The organism is Actinomyces gerencseriae DSM 6844 (genome assembly GCF_000429265.1).
In the GTDB taxonomy this organism is placed as follows: Bacteria; Actinomycetota; Actinomycetes; order Actinomycetales; family Actinomycetaceae; genus Actinomyces; species Actinomyces gerencseriae.
In genome coordinates this window covers 15,700-33,897 of sequence record NZ_AUBN01000018.1, presented here as the reverse complement: position 1 = coordinate 33,897, position 18,198 = coordinate 15,700, and the positions used below count along the sequence as shown (strand labels likewise).

The window sequence follows — 18,198 nt, the reverse complement described above, 5'->3', positions numbered from 1 at the left end:
TGACCGCGGTCATGGGACGCCGGGCCGTGCGCCGGTCTACGGTGACCGGGTGAGCACCCAGCAGCGGAGCACCGGCGGGCGGACGGAGGACGACCCGCCCACGGGCGCCGCGCTCCTGCCCGTCCTGCAGATCCTCTCGCTCGTGTGCCTGGCGTTCTCCGGGCTGCAGCTCCTGCCCCAGTACATGGGCGTCTGGGCGTGCTACTACGTCCTGACTACGGCGGGAGTCGCGGGGATCATGTGGATGGCGCGGCGCAGAGCGGCGCCCGGCCGTGCCCGCGCCGTCTGCTCGGTGACCGTGCTCGTGCTCCTGACCGGTCCCGCACTGCTGGGGACTATCGGCTTCGTCGTGCCGGCCCTCATCGTGGCGGCCGCGCTGCTCGTCATCGACATCGGGGTGCGGGCGAGTCTGGCCGGCGACGTGGTGGCGCCCGCCGCGGGGGCCGCCCTGATCCCGGTCTCGGGAGGAGGACCGGGGGAGATCCTGGTCACCGTCGTCCCCATGGCGGTTCTCATGTCCGTGGGGACCGCCCTCGGCCTGGCGCTGTCCAGGTACGACGCCGCCCTGGTCGCCCAGGGCCGCGCCATCGTCGAGCGCGACGCGGCCCTGGAGGAGGTCCGGCGCAGGGCGGTGCTGGAGAAGGAGCTCATGCTCGCCCGGGAGCGCGCGCGGGCCGCGCACGAGTTGCACGACGGGCTCGGGCACCGGCTCACCCGGATCGGGATGAGCCTGGAGTTCGCGGGCCGCGTGCGCCACTCGGATCCCGTTGCCGCCTGGGAGGAGGTGGCGGTGGCCGAGCGCACGAGCCGGGAGGCGGTGCGCGAGATGCGCACGTGGGTGCGGGCCCTGAGCCCCGTGCGCGCCGAGGGCGACCGCGGCGTCGCGGGCCTGGAGGACGTCGCGGCATCGTTCCGGGGCACCGGGGTGAGGGTGCGCGTGACCGACGAGCTGAGCCCGCGCTCGCTCACCGAGGCGGCCGAGCTCCTCGTGTACCGCACGGTCCAGGAGGGCCTGACCAACGCCCTCAGGCACTCCCGGGCGCGGTCGGTGAGCATCCGCGTGAGCGCCGTCGACCGGGGCGCCCTCGTCACGGTGACCAATGAGATCCCCGCCGAGCGTCTCGAGTCGATCCCGCGGGCGCCGGTGGGGGAGGGAAGCGGGGCCTCCGCCGGCTTCGGCCTCGGAGGGCTGTCCGAGCGCGCCGCCGAGCTGGGCGGTGCGCTCACGGCGGGCCGCGACGGAGACTCCTTCCGGCTGACCCTGACGCTCCCGCCGCGGGAGATCGCCACCGCGATCGATGAGGGGGCGTCATGACCGCCGCGATCCGGGTCCTCGTGGTCGACGACCAGCAGCTCCTGAGACGGGGGCTGGTCATGCTCTTCGGCACCGTCGACGACATCGACGTGGTGGCCCAGGCCGCCCACGGCGCCGAGGCCCTGGCGGTGCTGCGCACCGGTCGGATCGACGTCGTCCTGGCGGACGCGAAGATGCCGGTCATGGACGGGATCGAGCTCGTGCGCCAGTGCGCCCGGGCGCACCCCGACCTGCCGGTCCTCGTGCTGACCACCTTCGACGAGCCCGATGTCGTCCAGGGGGCGGTGGCCGCGGGGGCGGCCGGATTCCTGCTCAAGGACACCTCCATCGAGACCCTGGCCGAGGCGGTCCGCGCCGTCGCGGAGGGCGGCCTGGTCATCGACCCCCGTGTGGCGAGGCTCGCCTTCGCCTCCCCGCGGGACGAGGAGGACGAGTCGGCCGTGCTGGCGGTGCTCACCCCCACCGAGCGCGAGGTGGCCGCCATGGTGGCCGAGGGCCTGACGAACCAGGAGATCGCCGCGCGCATGGTGCTGGCCGAGGGAACGGTGAAGAACCATGTCTCCGCCCTGCTGCGCAAGCTCCAGGCCTCCGACCGCACGGTGCTCGCGCTGACCCTGTACAAGGCGCTCCACTCCGGGCGCGACGGGGCCGGCCCCTGAGGCGCCGTCGCCGGTCCGGTTCGGGGCCGGGGCGCCGGCTCACCGGCGCGGGGAGGGGGGAGGTCCCGTCCAGCGCCGCTGGACGGGACTGTTCTGTGCGGTGCTACAGTGCCGACGCAACGCCAGGTGTCATGACACCTGGCGGCCGTGCCGCGCACCGGCCGCCGCCTCGCCCGAGAAAGGAGGGAACGCCCATGTCCCCCAACCCCGCCGCTCCCGACCCCCGTCCGGCCCCCGACCCCGCCTCCCGTGTTGAGAACGCGGGCCTGGACGTCATCGCCGAGTCCGAGCGCAAGGGCCGGCCCCGCGACCTGTTCATGCCCTGGTTCGCCGCCAACATCTCCGTCCTCGGCCTGTCCTGGGGCGCATGGGTGCTCGGATTCGGCCTCTCCTTCGCCCAGGCGGCGATCGCCGGCACCATCGGCGTCGTCATCTCCTTCCTGGCGTGCGGCGTCGTGGCCGTCCTGGGCAAGCGCGGCAGCGCCCCCACTCTGGCCCTGTCTCGCGCCGCCTTCGGCTACAACGGCAACCGCCTGTCCGCGGCCATCTCCTGGATGCTCACCGTCGGCTGGGAGACCGTCCTGTGCGTGACCGCCACCCTCGCCTCGGCCACCGTCCTGCAGACCCTGGGATGGCACAACCGGGCGGGCGCCCAGATCGTCGGCTTCCTGCTCACCGTGGGCCTGGCCGCCTTCGCCGGCATCCTCGGCTTCGACACCATTATGAGGGTCCAGACTCGGATCACCCTGGCCACCGGCGTCCTCACCGTCGTCTACCTGCTGCTCGTCGCCCCCAGGATCGACCTCCGGGCGCTGGCCGCCCTCCCCGCCGGGGGCGCGGCCGCCTTCATCGGCGCCCTCGTCATGGTCGCCACCGGCTTCGGACTGGGCTGGGTCAACGCCGCCGCAGACTACTCCCGCTACCTGCCGCGCACCGCCTCGACCCCCGGCGTCATCGGCTGGACGGCCTTCGGCTCCTCCCTGCCCTGCGTCGTCCTCGTCATCGCCGGCACCATGCTCGTGGGGTCCGACGCCGCTCTCGGCACCGCCATCGACTCCGACCCCATCGGCGCGCTCGCCACCATCCTGCCCACCTGGTTCCTCATCCCCTTCGCGCTCGTGGCGATCCTGGGGCTCGCGGGCGGCATCATTCTGAACCTGTACTCCTCGGGCCTGTCCCTGCTGGCCGCTGGCCTGCCCGTCCGACGGCACGTCGCCACCGCCGTCGACGCCACGATCATGACGGTCGGCACCATCGCCGTTCTCCTGGGCGCCGAGGACTTCCTCGGCCCCTTCCAGGGGTTCCTGACCACTCTCGGCGTCGTCATCGCCGCCTGGGCCGGCGTCATGATCGCCGAGGTCCTCCTGCGCCGCCGCGACTACGACGAGGCCGCCCTGTTCAGCCCCGACGGCGTCTACGGCTCGGTCAACTGGGAGGCGATCGTCCTCGTGGCGACCGGCACGGCGATCGGCTGGGGGCTCGTGGTCAACACCGCCGCCTCCTGGCTGGGCTGGCAGGGCTACCTGCTCGGCCCCCTGGGCGGGCGCGAGGGCGCCTGGGCGGGCGCGAATCTGGGCGTGCTCGCCGCGCTGCTCATCGGTTTGGCCGGGCACCTGGTGCTCGGGCGCGGCCGCGTGCGAACCCAGGAGACCGACGGCGCGTGACCGCCGCCCCGGCGCGGGCGCCTCAGCGCGGCGCTGGCCCGAACCTCACTCGTCCCTCCTGAGGCGGGCGGCCACGCCTTTGACGGCGCCCTTGACGTCGTCGGCCTTCTCGACGACCTCGTCCTTGACGTCGTCGGCCTTCTCCGCGATCTTGCCCTCGATGTTCTGGAGCTTGCCCTCGGTCTTGGTCTCCTTGTCCCCGGTGACCTTCCCGGCGGTCTCCTTGACCTTGCCGGCGATCCGGTCGTAGGCGGCGTCCCTGTCGGCCATGAGCGGCTCCTTCCGTTGCGTCGGTGATGACGGGGGCAGACTGCCAAGACGCCCTGAACTTTTCCTGGGAGCGGGGGTCGTTCGGAGTGTTCCGGCCACGGCGGAGCCCGGTCCCGGACGACGATGGCGCCGTGCCCGGTTCCGGCGCTGCCGGACACGAGCGCCGCGTCAGGTTCCGCCGACGCCGGCGCCGTCGTCGGGGGGGCATGATGGGGCGGTGAACGCCGACGAGCTGCGCGCCAGAGCCCACGAGGTCGCCCGGACCCTGCCCGGTTCCCAGCTCGACCGGCCCTTCGGCCCCGACTGGGACGTCTACAAGGTCCGCGGCAGGATCTTCGCGCTGCTGACCGAGACGACGGGCCCGCAGATGCTCACGCTCAAGACCGACCCGGAGGACGGCGCGGCGCTGCGCCGCCAGTACGCGGGCATCGCCCCCGGCTATCACATGAACAAGCGGCACTGGATCACGTTGACGCCGGGGGAGACCCTCGATGCCGACCTCGTGCGCGAGCTGGTCGTCGTCTCCTACCTGCTCGTCGTCGAGGGGCTGGCGCGCCGCGCGCGCCCCGTGGACCCGGCCGCCTACGCCCGGGCCGCGGGCCTGACGGGGTGAGCGGCGCCCCCGGGGCGGCGGTCGCCGTATAGCCTTGGCACATGACATCTGAGAAGTCCAGCGCGACGACGCGCACCGAGTCCGACTCCATGGGCACCATCGAGGTCGCCTCCGACCGCTACTGGGGGGCCCAGACCGAGCGGAGCCTGCACAACTTCGACATCGGCCGCGAGACCTTCGTGTGGGGCCGCCCCATGGTCAAGGCCCTGGGAATCCTCAAGAAGTCCGCCGCCCTGGCCAACGCCGAGCTCGGCGAGCTGCCCACCGACATCGCCGAGCTCATCGCAAAGGCCGGCGACGAGGTCATCGCCGGCAAGCTCGACGACGAGTTCCCCCTCGTGGTCTTCCAGACCGGCTCGGGCACTCAGTCCAACATGAACGCCAACGAGGTCATCTCCAACCGGGCCATCGAGCTGGCCGGCGGCGAGCTCGGCTCCAAGACTCCGGTCCACCCCAACGATCACGTCAACCGCGGGCAGTCCTCCAACGACACCTTCCCCACGGCCATGCACATCGCCGTCGTCAGCGAGCTCGCCGCCATGTACCCGCGCGTCGAGCGGCTGCGGAACACGCTCGACAAGAAGGCCGAGGAGTACGACGACGTCGTCATGGTCGGTCGCACCCACCTGCAGGACGCCACCCCCATCCGCCTGGGCCAGGTCATCAGCGGCTGGGTCGCCCAGATCGACCTCGCCCTCGACGGCATCCGCTACGCCGACTCCCGCGCCCGCGAGCTCGCCATCGGGGGGACCGCCGTGGGCACCGGCCTCAACGCGCACCCGAGGTTCGGGGCCCTGTGCGCCGCCAGGATCAGCGAGGAGACCGGTATCGAGTTCACTCAGGCGGACAACCTCTTCGCCGCCCTGGGCGCCCACGACGCCCTGGTTCAGGTCTCCGGCTCGCTGCGCGTCCTGGGGGACGCCCTGATGAAGATCGCCAACGACGTGCGCTGGTACGCCTCCGGCCCCCGCAACGGCATCGGCGAGCTCATCATCCCGGAGAACGAGCCCGGCAGCTCGATCATGCCCGGCAAGGTCAACCCCACCCAGTGCGAGGCCATGACCATGGTGGCCACGAAGGTCTTCGGCAACGACGCCACCGTCGGCTTCGCCGGCTCCCAGGGCAACTTCCAGCTCAACGTCTTCAAGCCCGTCATGGCCTGGTGCGTCCTGGAGTCCATCCAGCTGCTGGGCGACACGTGCGTGTCCTTCGACGAGCACTGCGCCTACGGCATCGAGCCCAACCGCGAGCGCATCGAGCACAACCTCGAGACGAACCTCATGCAGGTCACGGCTCTCAATCGCCATATCGGCTACGACAAGGCCTCCAGGATCGCCAAGAACGCGCACCACAAGGGCCTGTCCCTGCGCGAGTCCGCCCTCGAGCTCGGCTTCGTCACCTCCGAGGAGTTCGACGCCTGGGTGGTGCCGGCCGACATGACCCATCCGTCCGCCGCCGACGAGTGAGCGGCTGAGGAACGGGCCTGAATCGTATTCATTCGGCGCCACGGCGGCACCGCTCGTCCCGGGCGGACGGCCGACTACGGGCCGACCCGGAGGTACCTCTCAGCCCGGGCACCACTCGCCCCGGGCGGACGGCCGACGCCGATGATGAGCGCCTGCGCGAGGGGCTCGACGACGCGGAGCGGCGAGAAAGGACGCTGGAATGACGTGTTGACACAGCACTGACCGTTCTGCCGCCGTTGACCGTCCGGGCCGTCCCGGGCAGGATACGAGCATGCCCCGCATCGATCACGCGGCCGTATGGGTGGCCGATCTCATCGGCGTGCGCGACTTCTACCTCCGTTGGTTCTCCGGTCGCTCGAACGGCGAGTACCACAACCCGAGGACGGGGCTGCGCACGTTCATCATCAGCTTCGATCCCGACGCCGCTGGTGGGCGCGGAGCCCGGCTCGAGCTCATGAGCCGCCCCGACATCGGTGCCCATCCGGAGTCGGAGGCGCTTGGCTGGGCCCATGTCTCCTTCGCTCTGCCCGGAGGCACCGATGTCGATGAGCTGGCCGCCCGGGCGCGTGCGGCCGGCGTGCCCGTGGTCGATGGGCCCCGGCGCACCGGCGACGGCTATTACGAGGCGGTCCTGCTCGATCCCGAGGGCAACCGCGTCGAGGTCGTCGCCGGCGACTACACCGACGAGGTGGCCGAGCGCCGCAGCCCGTGAGCCGCACTCATGGTGATCGCTCTCGGGCTCATCGCCGATGAGGGCGGGTGCGGCCGGTGTGCCCGATCCCGCAGGCCGTTGACGATCGCGCGACCGTAGACTCGTGCCATGTGAGCACCTTCTCTGCGCCCGGGCGCAGCATCCGCCGTGGGCTGCGTCGTCCCCTGGCCATCGCTGAGGCGGTCATAGCCCGCCGCACCGTGCACCTCGCCCCGGAGCCGCCCGGGGACCGCGAGGGCGTCGTGACTCCCGACGGGGCCATGGCGCCCGTCGGTTCGGGAGTCGTTCGCCATGGGGGCGCGCCTCTGAGAATGGCCGCCATCGGCGACTCGCTCATCGCCGGCTCGGGCGTGCCCGCCCAGGACCAGTCCCTGGTGCCGCGCATCTCCCGTCTCGTCTCCGCCGGGACCGGGCGCGACGTCGAGTGGGCGACGCACGCCAGGCTGGGGGCGACCATGCGTCGCGTGCGCTACCGCTTCCTGCCCGAGGTGAGCGGTGCCGACGTGCTCGTCGTGTGCGCCGGCTCCAATGACCTCATGGCGCGTCGCGGTCTTGATGAGTGGACCGATGACCTCGCGGCCGTCCTCGACGGAGCCGCGCGGCGCGGCCGGCACGTGGTGGTCTGCAGCTCGGGCCAGCTCTACCGCAGCCCCGTCCTCATGCCGACCCTGCGCTCCGTCCTGCGCGAGTGGACGGACGCCCAGACCGACGTCTCCGCCGCCATCTGCGCGGAGCGGGGCATTCCCTTCATCGATGTCGCCCACTGCGATCTCAACGACGACTTCTGGGCCGATGACGGCTTCCACCCGTCCGCCGCCGGCTACGAGATGGCCGCGGGCATGATCGCGCGGGTCGTGCTCGCCCGGCTCGAGGATGACGACGCGCGCCGGGAGGCCGCCGACGGTCCGGACGGCCTTCTCACCGCCGTCTGCGCGACCGAGGAGAAGGCGTCGTGATGCGCGCCGTGATCCTCGTCGGCCTTGCCGCGGCCCTTTCGCCGCAGCCATCCACGTCCTCATCTTCTGGATGGAGTCCATCGCCTGGGAGGTGCCGCCGGCGCGCAAGACCTTCGGCGGGACCCCCGAGGAGGCGCGTCCGCACGCCTTCTACGCCTACAACCAGGGCTTCTACAACCTCTTCCTCGCCATCGAGACGATTATCGGTGCGATTCTGATCGGCGCCGGGAGCGGGGCGGCGGTCCCCGTCGGCACGGCGCTCGTCCTCGCCCTGAGGTCTCCCGCTCACCGCGGCGCCGCTCTCGCACAGGGATCACCGCCGGCAGTGGCCGTCGTCCGCCTGGCCCTGGGCATGCTCCTGGGCTGATCGTCGCCGCGACGCCAGCGGCCCGGGGCCTCAGTCCCAGGGCAGGCCGACGAGCTTGCCGACGCGCCCGCCCGCGGCCATGTCCCGCTGCGCGTCCACGATGCCCTCCAGCGGGTAGGAGTGCACCGGCACCAGGTCCAGCGCTCCGGCCGCGATCCTGTCCAGGACCCGCTGGAGCTTGGCCGCGGGCAGATCCCGTGCCTCACCCGCGTAGGTGGTCAGTCCCACTCCGTTGGGGATCCAGTCCATCGGGTAGAAGTCGGGGATCGTCCAGGAGTCCGACAGCATGCCTGTGAAGCACACCGTGCCGTGCACGGCCGTCGCCGCCAGCGAGTCGCGCAGCGTGGGGACGCCGACGAGCTCCAGGACCGCGTCCACGCCGTCGGGGAGACGGTCTCGGACCCGGGCGGCGACCTCGCCGTCGTCGAGCAGGGCCTCCGCTCCACGCGAGGCGAGGAGATCGACCCCCGCCTGGCGTCGCGAGGTGGCCAGGACCCGGCAGCCCCGGTCCGCCGCGAGCGCCGCGGTCGCCAGGCCGAGCGCGGAGGTCCCGCCGCGCACGAGCAGGGACTGCCCCGGCCTCAGGCCCAGGCCGGTCGTCAGCGAGCCGTGCGCCGTCTGCACGGTCTCGGGGACCGCGCCGATGATCTCCCACGGCAGTTCCGAGGAGAAGGGGATCACCTGCTCCCGCGGCACCACGACGTACTGCGCGTAGCCGCCGTCGAAGGCCCGCCCCATCCCTCCCATCATGGTGGCGACCTGCGTGCCCGCTGCGAGCACGTCCTCGGGATCGAGATCGATCACGCCGACGGCCTCGATCCCCAGCACTCGTGGATAGGTCATGCCCCCGGCCTGGCCGGTCACCGAGTGGTACTCGCTGCGGTTCAGGCCGAAGGCCATGACCCTGATCCGCACCTGACCCGGTTCGGGGAAGGGGACGGGCAGATCGGTGACATGCAGGTTCTCGATACCGGGCGCGGTCAGGACGGCGGCGCGCATGGTGGCGGACGGCATATGAGACTCCTTCATCGTGCTCGGCCTCGCACCCGGTTCGGGAGCGGGGACGACGGCGCGCGGACGGGGCGCACGCGGGGCGGCGCTCAGCGCTCGGCGAGCATCGTACGCAGCCAGTTGATCTCCGCGCGGCGCGCGGCGCCCGCCACCCGGACCATTCCCTGGCGGTAGGGATCGGGTTCGCGAGCGGCGCGGAGGGGCCCGCCGTCGGTGGTGTAGAAGAAGGCCGGTGACGGTGCCTGGAGGATCATGAGGCGACGGCGGAGCACCGCCGCGCGGTCGGCGGCCGCGGGCAGGTGCGACAGGAAGGCGAGCACCGTCAGGAAGCGGGGCATGGAGCTCATCTCCGCCTCGCTCGGGTGGCGCAGCAGCGCGTGCAGGCGCTCGCGACCCGCCGCGGTGATCTCGATGCGGCGGCGCCTGCGGCCCCGAGCCCCGGGCTCCTCCGTGCGCACCAGGTAGCCGGCCGTCTCCAGCCGGGACAGGGCCGGGTAGAGGGCTCCGTCGGACAGCTGGTTTCCGGGACCGTCGAGTTCGTTGATGCGGCGGCGCAGCTCGTAGCCGTGCAGAGGGCCGTCGTCGAGGAACCCGAGGATCTTGAGGGTGAGCATGAGACTCAGAATACATCGAATCGACATAAACGGATCGGGGCTGCTACGGTGGTCGCACGCGCCGGACCGGTGCGCTTGCGCGCGGAAGGGAGACCAAAGCGTGAGTTCCGCTCCTGGAGTGGCCCACACGGCCAGCACCATCGAGTTCGAAGCCGTCACCAAGCGATATCCCGCGCTCGCGGGCGCGCGTTCGGGCGCCCCGCCCGCCGTCGAGTCGTTCTCCGCCCGCCTGCCCGCGGGCACGATCACCGTGCTGCTCGGCTCCTCCGGCTGCGGCAAGACCACGCTGCTGCGCATGGTCAATCGCATGGTCGATCCCACCGAGGGGCGGGTCCTGCTCGACGGCGAGGACGTGTGCGAGCGCAACCCCGTCTCGCTGAGGCGCTCCATCGGCTATGTCATGCAGAACGCGGGTCTGCTGCCGCACCGTCGCGTCATCGACAACATCACCCTCGTGCCCCGTCTGGGCGGAGTCGGTCGTCCGGCCGCCCGGGAGCGCGCTCTGGAGCTGATGGACATGTTGGACCTCGATTCCGGGCTCGCCCAGCGATACCCCCATCAGCTCTCCGGCGGACAGGCTCAGCGCGTCGGCGTGGCTCGGGCGCTGGCCGCCGATCCCGGCGTCCTGCTCATGGACGAGCCCTTCGGCGCAGTCGACCCGCTGGTGCGCCGCGAGCTCCAGCGCGAGCTCATCCGCATTCAGGCGGACCTGGCCAAGACCATCGTCTTCGTCACCCACGATGTCGATGAGGCTCTGGTGCTCGGCGATGAGATCATCCTCCTGAGCGAAGGCGCCCATATCGCCCAGCGGGGCACCGGTGCCGAGCTCGTGGCGGACCCCGCCGATGACTTCGTCGCCCGATTCCTCGGCCTGGACGACTCCGAGCGCGCGCTGCGCCTGCGGGAGGTCGCGGGGCGCCGCGTCGTGCAGGACTCGGCCGGGCGGACGCTGGGCGTCCTGGACGCCGAACACGATTCACCGGTCCCCGTGGGGGCCGGCGCGCACGAGGCGGCGGCCACGTGAACTGGGTGCTCACCAATATCCCGCTGGTGGAGGTCTACCTGAGCGCCCATCTCCTGCAGGTGGTCCCGGCGGTCCTGGCCACTCTTGCGCTGTCCCTGCCCCTGGCGCGCCTGGCGCAGCGGGTGAGGCCCCTGCGAGCGCTCATCGTCTCGGGCGCCTCCCTGATGTACGCCATCCCCTCCCTGGCCCTGTTCGTCATCCTCCCCCTCGTGCTGGGGACCGGGATCCGCGACGCCGCCAACGTCGTGGTGGCCCTGACCCTCTACGGGCTGGCGCTGCTCGTGCCGACCACCGTCGAGGCCCTCGAGGCGGTCGATCAGCGAGTGCGCGACGCCGCCACCGCCATGGGCATGGGGACGGTGCGCCGCTTTCTCACCGTCGAGCTGCCGCTGGCCGGCCCCGCCGTCCTCGCCGGGCTGCGGGTCGTGACCGTCTCCACGGTCTCCTTGACCACGGTCGGGGCGGTCCTGGGCGTGCGCAGCCTGGGCTGGCTCTTCACCAACGGCTTCCAGCGCGGTCTGACCGCGGAGATCCTCACGGGCCTCGTCGTCACGGTGCTGCTGGCTGTCGTTCTCGACGGCGCGGTCGTCCTGGGCGGGAGGGCGCTCATGCCCTGGACGCGACGCCAGCGCGCCGCGAGCCGGGCCCACCGGGAGGACGGATGAATTACTTCGAGACCACCATCGAGTACATCCTGGACGCCGATCACTGGACCGGTGCGATGGGCCTCGGCACCCTCACGGCCCAGCACGTGGGCTACTCCCTGCTGGGCGTGGGCCTCTCCGCGCTCATCGGAGTGCCGCTGGGATGGTGGGTGGGCCACACCGGCAAGGGCCGGGGCCTGGCCGTGGTCGTCTCCGGAGCCGTGCGGGCGCTGCCGACGCTGGGCCTGATCACCCTGTTCGGCCTGGCCCTGGGCATCGGCCTGCGCGCGCCGCTGCTGGCGCTCGTCATCCTGGCCCTGCCCAGCGTCCTGGCCGGCGCCTACACCGGTATCGAGGCCGCCGACCGCGTGGCCGTCGATGGCGCCCGCGCCAGCGGCATGAGCGAGGCCCAGGTGCTCGCCCGTGTCGAGATCCCCCTCGGGGCGCCTCAGCTCGTCGGCGGGCTGCGGTCGGCCGGACTCCAGGTCATCGCCACGGCGACCCTGGCCGCCTACACCGGTGCGGGCGGGCTGGGCAGACTCATGTTCCTCGGTCTCAAGACCCAGGACTACACCAGCATGCTCGTGGCGTCCTTCCTGGTCGTCGTCCTCGCCCTCGTCTCCGAAGCCGTTTTCAGCCTTGTTCAGCGCGCCGTCGCACCGGCCGGCACGCGTCACAGGAAGGATTCCTGATGCCTCCCACCACTCGCCGCCGCATTCTCGCGGTCGCCGGCCTGACCGCTGTGACCGGCGCGCTCGGCGCCTGCGGACTCGGCAGAGATCCTTTCGCCTCGGAGGACTCCGAGGGCTCGGGAGCCGGGCCCATTGTCGTGGGCAGCCAGCAGTACTATTCCAATGAGATCATCGCCGAGATCTACGCCCAGGTGCTGGAGACGGCGGGCTATACGGTCACGCGCGAGTACCAGATCGGACAGCGCGAGGTCTACCTGCCCCAGATCGAGTCCGGCGACATCAGTGTCATCCCCGAGTACGGGGGCAACCTCCTCCAGTACTACGCCAAGGATCCGGAGGCCACCGACGCCGACTCCGTCCGCGAGGAGCTGTTCACGGTCCTGCCCCGGGATCTGACGATCCTGGGCTCGGCCGAGGCCACCGACCAGGACTCCTACACCGTGACCCGTGCGACGGCCGACGCGTACGGGCTGACCTCCATCGCGGACCTCGCCGAGCTCGGCGGCACCGTGACGATCGCCGCGAACTCCGAGCTGGCCACGCGGCCCTACGGCCCGAGCGGGTTGATGTCCGTCTACGGCGTGGACGCCACGATCGATCCCGTGGAGGACACGGGGGGCCCGCTCACCGTCAACGCGCTGACCGACGGGACCGTGAACGTGGCCAACATCCCCACCTCCAGCCCCGCCATCACGGACAACGACCTCGTCGTGCTGGAGGACCCGAAGAACCTCATTCTTCCGGAGAACGTCACTCCGTTGGTGCGCAAGAGCCTCCCTGTTGGCGCCACCCAGGCCATCGACGCAGTGGCGGCCCGTCTGACCGCCGACGAGCTGCGCACCCTCAATGCCCGCTCCACCAAGGAGCAGCTCGAGTCGGCCGTCATCGCCTCCGACTGGCTCGCCAAGTAGGCAGCAGCGGGCTCCTGCCCCGGTGGTCCGCTCGAACAAGCCGATCCGCGGCGCTTGCCGGCGGTAGGGGAGGAGGGGCCGAGCCGGCGGCTGCGCGCTCCGGAACCGTCGCCGTCACAGGCGATACCAGGTCTCCACGCGCCAGCGGGCGTCCCCGGACACGGGGCGCCAGGTACCGGGGGCGTCGGATCGGGCCGGGTCGAGGCGCCACTGGTGGACCGGGATCGCCGGTGCTCGTACCAGGACGGATTCCGGCAGGCCGCGCTCGCGGGCCCGAACCGAGGCGTCCGAGTCCAGGACGCTGACCACCAGCACATCGGGCAGCCCCGCGGCCAGGGCCTGGTCGTAGACGCTGCCGCCGCCGATCACCCACAGCCTGGGCAGTCCCGCGGCTCCGCCCGTGCGAGGATCCTCTCCGAGCTCGGCGGTCAGCCCCCGAGCGGCCAGGGACAGTCCTTCGCGCAGGCTGGAGGCGCGCAGCGCACCGGGAGCCCGCCAACCACCGTCACGGGTGAGGACCACGTTGCGTCGCCCGGGCAGGGCGCCTCCCAGGGAGTCCCAGGTCGTGCGCCCCATGACGAGGCCGCATCCCATGGTGGCGGCCTTGAAGTGCGTGAAGTCCGCGGGCACGCGCCAGAGCATCTCGCCCTGCGCGCCGAGAAGACCGGTGCGGTCCTGGGCCCAGATCATGCCCAGGCCGCCGAGGGGCGACGCCGGCGGCGCTCCGGATCCCGTCTGCTCTCCGCTCACGGGTGCGCCCCCGGTCTTGCCGGTGCTCTCGGAGCACTCACACCGCCACCGGAGCCTTGATCGCGGGGTGGTGGAGATAGCCCTGCGAGGCGTCGATGTCCTCCATGGTGTAGGCGTCGATCGACGTCGCCCGCCTCAGCCGGAGCGTGGGGAAGGGATGGGCGGCGGGTACGCGGGACAATTGCTCGCGCACCTGGGCGACGTGGTTGTCGTAGATGTGACAGTCGCCCCCGGTCCAGACGAGCTCACCGACCTCCAGATCGGCCTGCTGGGCGAGCATGTGGGTGAGCAGGGCGTAGGAGGCGATATTGAAGGGCACGCCCAGGAACAGGTCGGCGCTGCGCTGATAGACCTGCAGACTCAGACGGCCGCGGGCCGCGTAGCACTGGAAGAAGGCATGACAGGGAGCCAGCGCCATGGCGTCCAGCTCTCCCACGTTCCAGGCCGACACGAGCATGCGCCGTGAGTCCGGGTCTCGACGCAGCGTCTCGATGAGACGCGCGATCTGGTCGATCGCCTGGCCGTCGCGGGCGGGCCAGCTGCGCCACTGCGAGCCGTAGACGGGCCCGAGCTCGCCGTCGGCGTCGGCCCACGCGTCCCAGATGGTGATCCCGCGCTCCTGGAGCCAGCGCACGTTGGTGGCGCCGCGCAGGAACCACAGCAACTCGCCCTTGACGGCCTTCATGGCCACGAACTTGGTGGTGATGCGCGGGAATCCTGCTCTCAAGTCGTAGCGCAGCTGGCGTGCGAAGGCGGAGCGCGTGCCCGTTCCGGTGCGATCCCCCTTGGGGACGCCATTGGCCAGGACGTCGGCCAGGAGCTCCTCGTAGGCGGCATCGACGCCGTCGGGCGCCGTCAGCCCCAGACCGGACAGAGCAGGGTAGGGCTGGCGCTGAATACCCGGGATGCCTCCGATGTCCCGGCTGCTCACGCGTCGATCACCGTCTCTGCGCGGTCGGCGATCCGCGAGGCCGGACCGAGGGCGGAGGCGGCGCCCTCGATGACCTGGTTGGCCAGGGCCCTGCCGCCCGTCCAGCCGATGGCGGCGCCGATCCCGAAGGGAATGAGACGCCCTAGTGCCAGGGCGCCGCTCCTGGCGGCCATCCGTCTGGCCATCCGTCGTGTGAGCCTCCTGTTGATGGTCTTGACGGTGGGCAGCGGCATCTGCGCCAGGTACTGGGCGGCCCAGAACAGGGTGGTCACGCCCAGCGATCCCTGAACCGCCTCGGAGCCCTCGCGCCCGAGCAGGGCGGAGATCACCAGTGCGCGACGTTTGTCGGTATCGACGACGCGCAGCCCCTGCAGCTCGGCGACGGTCAGCACGTAGGTGACCGCCGAGGCCAGGAACACCGCGGTCTGACCGATGGTCAGCGCCGTCGCCGTACCCGTGCCCACCGCCGGCAGTGCGGCTGAGGCCCCGACGGCGCCCGACGACAGAGCGGCCTCGGTGCGGAACCGCGAGGCCGCCAGCTCGACGAGTTCGGCGGCGTCGGCGCCGGGCCGGTCGCGGCGCATGCGCGCGATCCGCTCCTCGATGCGGGACGCCGGGACGGCCAGCGCCTTATCGAGTGCGCGCTCGAGGGCGGAGCGTCCGGTGACGTGATCGGATGCGGCCATGGGATACCTCCTGGAATGAGGCCGGGCGGGGCGGCGGGCGTCCGGCACCGGAGTCGGGCCGGTGCGCGTCGGCGGTCCGTCAGTCCTGGTCGTCGAGCAGATGCAGACGCACCCCGGCGCCCTTCTCGATGGTGTGGCCGACGGTGCAGGCGCGCTCGATGGCGGCCTCGACCCGTGCGGCGAGGGTGCTGCGCTGCTCGGCGGACAGGGAGGAGAGCTCGGCGATGATCTGGACATCGAAGTCGGTGTAGCGCTCCTCCTCCTCATTCTTCAGGGTCGCCACGATGACATTGGCCTCGAAGTCGTCGCCCAGCGCCTTGGCCAGGCGGTGGTCGGCCGACAGCGTGTTGCAGGTGCCCAGGGCGAGCTTGATGAGTTCGCCGGGGGTGAATTCACCGGGGCCCGTGCCCACGCGCACCTGCGCACCGCGGGCGTTGCGCCCCAGGTACTGGCGGGTGCCCGTGCGCTCGGCCCACACGGAGTTGGTCTCGGTCGGCGTGATGACCTCGGGGTGCTCGCTCATGGCGCGATCGTGCCACGACGGCGGCGTTGCGGGTCGGAGGCTCGCGCACGGCGGAATAACAGGAAGGAATGCACCGAGTGCTCGGCCGGGGTGGCGATACCGGACCCCTCCGGGTTGAGACCGAGGCTTCCGCTCGGCCTCAACCCGGAGGGGTCCGGCGGCGAACCCGATGGGCGGGCGGAGGGCCGCCTGCGCGGCCCGGGGGTCAGTGCTCGGCCAGCCAGGCGGTGGCCCGCGCCTCCTCATCGGCGATGGCGCGATCGGTCATGGACATCGCCTTCTCCTCGATCTTGTGGCCCACCAGCGGAACACTGACGCTCAGGTCCACCTCGAAGGTGACCTCGGTGGCATCCTCGCCGGCGGGGCTCATGGCGGTGGTCGCCCCGGCTTTGACCGGCGCGCCCTTGACGGTGATGTCGACGTCGCCGGTGCGGGCGCCGTCGTCGGCGGGCTCGCCCCAGGACTCCGCCAGGGTGAAGGAGAGGGTGGAGCGCACGAAGCGCTTGGCGGCGGCGGGCAGAAGGCTGGGCGGGACGGAGCCGGAGATGGTGGACACGAAGCCCTCCCCGCGCGCGGCCACGTCCACGCCGGCGTCCTCGAGTCCGAAGCGGTCGATACGACCCTGCTGGTAGGCGGGGTCGGAGAGCATCGCGGCAACGCGCTGGGGGTCGGCCGGGTAGGTCATGGAGATGGTTTTCCTCATGGGGCGATCCTGCCATGAGGACCGGGCGCCGCGCCGCCGGTAACATCGGGTTGTGCCCAACCTCCTGTCTCCCTCGACCCGCGGCGCCATCGGCCTCCCTGCCGCAGACCTCGACTGGCTCCACCAGCTCATCGCCGATTGGCAGGTGATCGCCGATCTGTCGGTGTCCGACCTGATGCTGTGGATCCGCACCGACACCGGCCGTTTCGTCGCCGTGGCCCACTGCCGCCCCGCCACCGGGGCCACGGTCCACCTCGAGGACGTCATCGGGCGGCGCATGCCCGCTGCCCGCGAGGCCGTGGCCCTGGAGACGCTGGCGAGCGAGCAGGTGGTCGTCGCCGCCGACCCGGAGTGGACGGGCACGACCGCCGTGCGCGAGGAGTACGTGCCGGTGGTGCGCGACAGTGAGCCGATCGCCGTCGTCACACGCGAGACCTCAGTGGGGGTCATACGCGCTGGGCGCATCGTCCAGCAGGCTCAGGAGGAGCTGGCCGACGCCCTGTGCCTCATGATCGCCCAGGGCACCTTCCCGATCCGCGGTGCCGCCACCGCGATGCGTCACGGCACTCCGCGCGTGGGCGACGGCGTCGTTCGCCTGGATGATGATGGCGCCGTGATATACGCCTCGCCGAATGCCCGCTCGTGCTTCCATCGCCTGGGGTTGAGCGACGAGGTCGACGGGCGCGTGCTCGCTGAGGAGGTCACGGCGATCATTCCCGACCGCACGCCCGTCGAGGAGACGATGGCGGTTGTCCTCATGGGACGCCAGGCCTGGCTGGCCGAGGTCGAGGCCAGCGGTGTGTTCCTATCGATCCGCTCCATACCCCTGCGCCGCGATGGGCGTCGCACAGGGGCGCTGCTGCTGGTGCGAGACGTCTCGGAGATACGGCGCCGCGAGCAGGCGCTGCTCAACAAGGACGCCACCATCCGCGAGATCCACCATCGCGTCAAGAACAACCTGCAGACGGTCTCCGCACTCCTTCGCCTTCAGGGGCGCCGGGCCACCAACGATGAGACGCGGGAGGCGCTGGCCGAGGCCGAGCGGCGTGTGGCCACCATCGCCACGGTGCACGCGGCTCTGAGTCAGAACGTGGACGAGACCGTCGACTTCGACGAGGTCTTCGTCTCGGTGCTGCGCGGCGCCGCGGCCGTGGCGACCGCGGGCGGGCGCGTGACCACGCACATCGAGGGCACGTTCGGTGTGGTGGAGGCCGAGGCCGCTCAGGCGCTGGCCACCGTGCTCGCCGAGCTGGTCACCAACGCCGTCGAGCACGGACTCGAGGACCGAGACGGCACGGTGACCGTGACCGCGGAGCGCGACGGCGACGACCTGACCGTCCACGTCATCGACGACGGCGTCGGCCTCGAGCCGGGCACGCAGATGACGGGACTGGGCACCCGGATCGTGAGCACGCTGGTGCACGGCGAGCTGCGCGGCGCCATCGACTGGCGGCCCGTGACCGACCCGTCGTGCGGCGCTCAGGGCACGGATGTCGTCGTGCGCGCCCGGCTCGGCCCGTCCTGACCCGATCGACCTCACCGCTCCAGTGCGGGGTCGGCCGATTCGACGCATTCCGGACCGTTCAGACCGTTCACCGTCCTTCGCCCGTCATCGACACGGGGACCACGGGGGCGAGCGGGCCGCTCCGGACGGGGCCGTTCGACGAACCGCGTCCCGAATACGAAA

The 18,198-nt window shown here is 71.7% G+C and carries 21 protein-coding genes; 13 read left to right on the top strand and 8 right to left on the bottom strand.

Going from position 1 to position 18,198, the window contains the following annotated elements; all coding sequences use genetic code 11:
- Nucleotides 1-49: 49 nt before the first annotated feature.
- The 3 genes from G448_RS0108755 to G448_RS0108745 all read left to right on the top strand — a co-directional run bounded on the left by G448_RS0108755 (nt 50) and on the right by G448_RS0108745 (nt 3,638).
- The gene (locus G448_RS0108755) at nt 50-1,315 is read left to right on the top strand and encodes a sensor histidine kinase (protein ID WP_026407678.1); all 1,266 of its coding nucleotides are present in this window, start codon (nt 50-52) and stop codon (nt 1,313-1,315) included.
- Entirely contained in the window at nt 1,312-1,974 is a 663-nt protein-coding gene (locus tag G448_RS0108750; RefSeq protein WP_026407677.1) for a response regulator, read from the top strand. Before G448_RS0108755 ends, G448_RS0108750 begins: the two co-directional genes overlap by 4 nt.
- A gap of 194 nt (nt 1,975-2,168) precedes the next feature.
- Nucleotides 2,169-3,638: a purine-cytosine permease family protein gene (locus G448_RS0108745; RefSeq protein WP_026407676.1), complete on the top strand. Its 1,470-nt coding sequence runs from the start codon at nt 2,169-2,171 to the stop codon at nt 3,636-3,638.
- Between the two features lie 45 nt (nt 3,639-3,683).
- On the opposite strand, the gene G448_RS15900 is transcribed toward G448_RS0108745, so the two are convergent.
- Complete coding sequence (locus tag G448_RS15900; RefSeq protein ID WP_034494885.1) at nt 3,684-3,908, bottom strand: CsbD family protein; 225 nt, start codon at nt 3,906-3,908, stop codon at nt 3,684-3,686.
- 217 nt (nt 3,909-4,125) lie between these two features.
- Between G448_RS15900 and G448_RS18540 the strand changes: the two genes are divergently transcribed.
- The 5 genes from G448_RS18540 (at nt 4,126) to G448_RS15890 (ending at nt 8,022) form a co-directional block, all read left to right on the top strand.
- Nucleotides 4,126-4,521: an MmcQ/YjbR family DNA-binding protein gene (locus G448_RS18540; protein WP_026407675.1), complete on the top strand. Its 396-nt coding sequence runs from the start codon at nt 4,126-4,128 to the stop codon at nt 4,519-4,521.
- Nucleotides 4,522-4,562: 41 nt separating this feature from the next.
- Nucleotides 4,563-5,987 carry a class II fumarate hydratase gene (gene fumC / locus G448_RS0108730; RefSeq protein ID WP_026407674.1) on the top strand — a complete coding sequence of 475 codons (1,425 nt, stop codon included), beginning with the start codon at nt 4,563-4,565 and terminating at the stop codon, nt 5,985-5,987.
- 271 nt (nt 5,988-6,258) lie between these two features.
- On the top strand, nt 6,259-6,699 hold the full coding sequence (locus tag G448_RS0108725; RefSeq protein WP_026407673.1) for a VOC family protein: 441 nt from the start codon (nt 6,259-6,261) through the stop codon (nt 6,697-6,699).
- A gap of 110 nt (nt 6,700-6,809) precedes the next feature.
- On the top strand, nt 6,810-7,655 hold the full coding sequence (locus G448_RS15895; protein ID WP_051268816.1) for a GDSL-type esterase/lipase family protein: 846 nt from the start codon (nt 6,810-6,812) through the stop codon (nt 7,653-7,655).
- A 70-nt stretch (nt 7,656-7,725) separates the two neighbouring features.
- Complete coding sequence (locus G448_RS15890; protein ID WP_245572262.1) at nt 7,726-8,022, top strand: DUF1304 domain-containing protein; 297 nt, start codon at nt 7,726-7,728, stop codon at nt 8,020-8,022.
- A gap of 30 nt (nt 8,023-8,052) precedes the next feature.
- Here G448_RS15890 and G448_RS0108710 read toward each other — a convergent pair whose 3' ends face one another.
- Entirely contained in the window at nt 8,053-9,036 is a 984-nt protein-coding gene (locus tag G448_RS0108710) for a zinc-binding dehydrogenase (protein WP_156910985.1), read from the bottom strand.
- Between the two features lie 86 nt (nt 9,037-9,122).
- Complete coding sequence (locus tag G448_RS0108705) at nt 9,123-9,647, bottom strand: PadR family transcriptional regulator (RefSeq protein WP_026407671.1); 525 nt, start codon at nt 9,645-9,647, stop codon at nt 9,123-9,125.
- A gap of 100 nt (nt 9,648-9,747) precedes the next feature.
- Between G448_RS0108705 and G448_RS0108700 the strand changes: the two genes are divergently transcribed.
- From G448_RS0108700 to G448_RS0108685, 4 genes are read left to right on the top strand one after another with little or no spacing between them, the layout of a single operon-like run.
- The gene (locus G448_RS0108700; protein WP_245572261.1) at nt 9,748-10,671 is read left to right on the top strand and encodes an ABC transporter ATP-binding protein; all 924 of its coding nucleotides are present in this window, start codon (nt 9,748-9,750) and stop codon (nt 10,669-10,671) included.
- Complete coding sequence (locus tag G448_RS0108695) at nt 10,668-11,336, top strand: ABC transporter permease (protein ID WP_026407669.1); 669 nt, start codon at nt 10,668-10,670, stop codon at nt 11,334-11,336. The genes G448_RS0108700 and G448_RS0108695 overlap by 4 nt, the downstream gene beginning before the upstream one ends.
- On the top strand, nt 11,333-12,007 hold the full coding sequence (locus G448_RS0108690) for an ABC transporter permease (RefSeq protein WP_026407668.1): 675 nt from the start codon (nt 11,333-11,335) through the stop codon (nt 12,005-12,007). The genes G448_RS0108695 and G448_RS0108690 overlap by 4 nt, the downstream gene beginning before the upstream one ends.
- Nucleotides 12,007-12,918 carry an ABC transporter substrate-binding protein gene (locus tag G448_RS0108685; protein WP_026407667.1) on the top strand — a complete coding sequence of 304 codons (912 nt, stop codon included), beginning with the start codon at nt 12,007-12,009 and terminating at the stop codon, nt 12,916-12,918. Before G448_RS0108690 ends, G448_RS0108685 begins: the two co-directional genes overlap by 1 nt.
- Nucleotides 12,919-13,032: 114 nt before the next feature.
- On the opposite strand, the gene G448_RS0108680 is transcribed toward G448_RS0108685, so the two are convergent.
- From G448_RS0108680 to G448_RS0108660, 5 genes are all read right to left on the bottom strand, one after another.
- Complete coding sequence (locus tag G448_RS0108680; protein WP_026407666.1) at nt 13,033-13,608, bottom strand: dihydrofolate reductase; 576 nt, start codon at nt 13,606-13,608, stop codon at nt 13,033-13,035.
- 97 nt (nt 13,609-13,705) lie between these two features.
- Entirely contained in the window at nt 13,706-14,566 is an 861-nt protein-coding gene (locus G448_RS0108675; RefSeq protein WP_034494900.1) for a thymidylate synthase, read from the bottom strand.
- 29 nt (nt 14,567-14,595) lie between these two features.
- Entirely contained in the window at nt 14,596-15,285 is a 690-nt protein-coding gene (locus tag G448_RS0108670; RefSeq protein ID WP_026407664.1) for a hypothetical protein, read from the bottom strand.
- Nucleotides 15,286-15,364: 79 nt separating this feature from the next.
- On the bottom strand, nt 15,365-15,808 hold the full coding sequence (locus G448_RS0108665) for an OsmC family protein (protein WP_026407663.1): 444 nt from the start codon (nt 15,806-15,808) through the stop codon (nt 15,365-15,367).
- A 205-nt stretch (nt 15,809-16,013) separates the two neighbouring features.
- Nucleotides 16,014-16,511 (bottom strand): DUF2505 domain-containing protein, encoded by a 498-nt coding sequence (locus tag G448_RS0108660; protein ID WP_026407662.1) that lies wholly within the window; start codon nt 16,509-16,511, stop codon nt 16,014-16,016.
- A gap of 52 nt (nt 16,512-16,563) precedes the next feature.
- Here G448_RS0108660 and G448_RS0108655 point away from each other — a divergent pair, with 52 nt between their 5' ends.
- Nucleotides 16,564-18,036, top strand: a complete 1,473-nt coding sequence (locus G448_RS0108655; protein WP_026407661.1) for a sensor histidine kinase — start codon at nt 16,564-16,566, stop codon at nt 18,034-18,036.
- Nucleotides 18,037-18,198 lie beyond the last annotated feature (162 nt).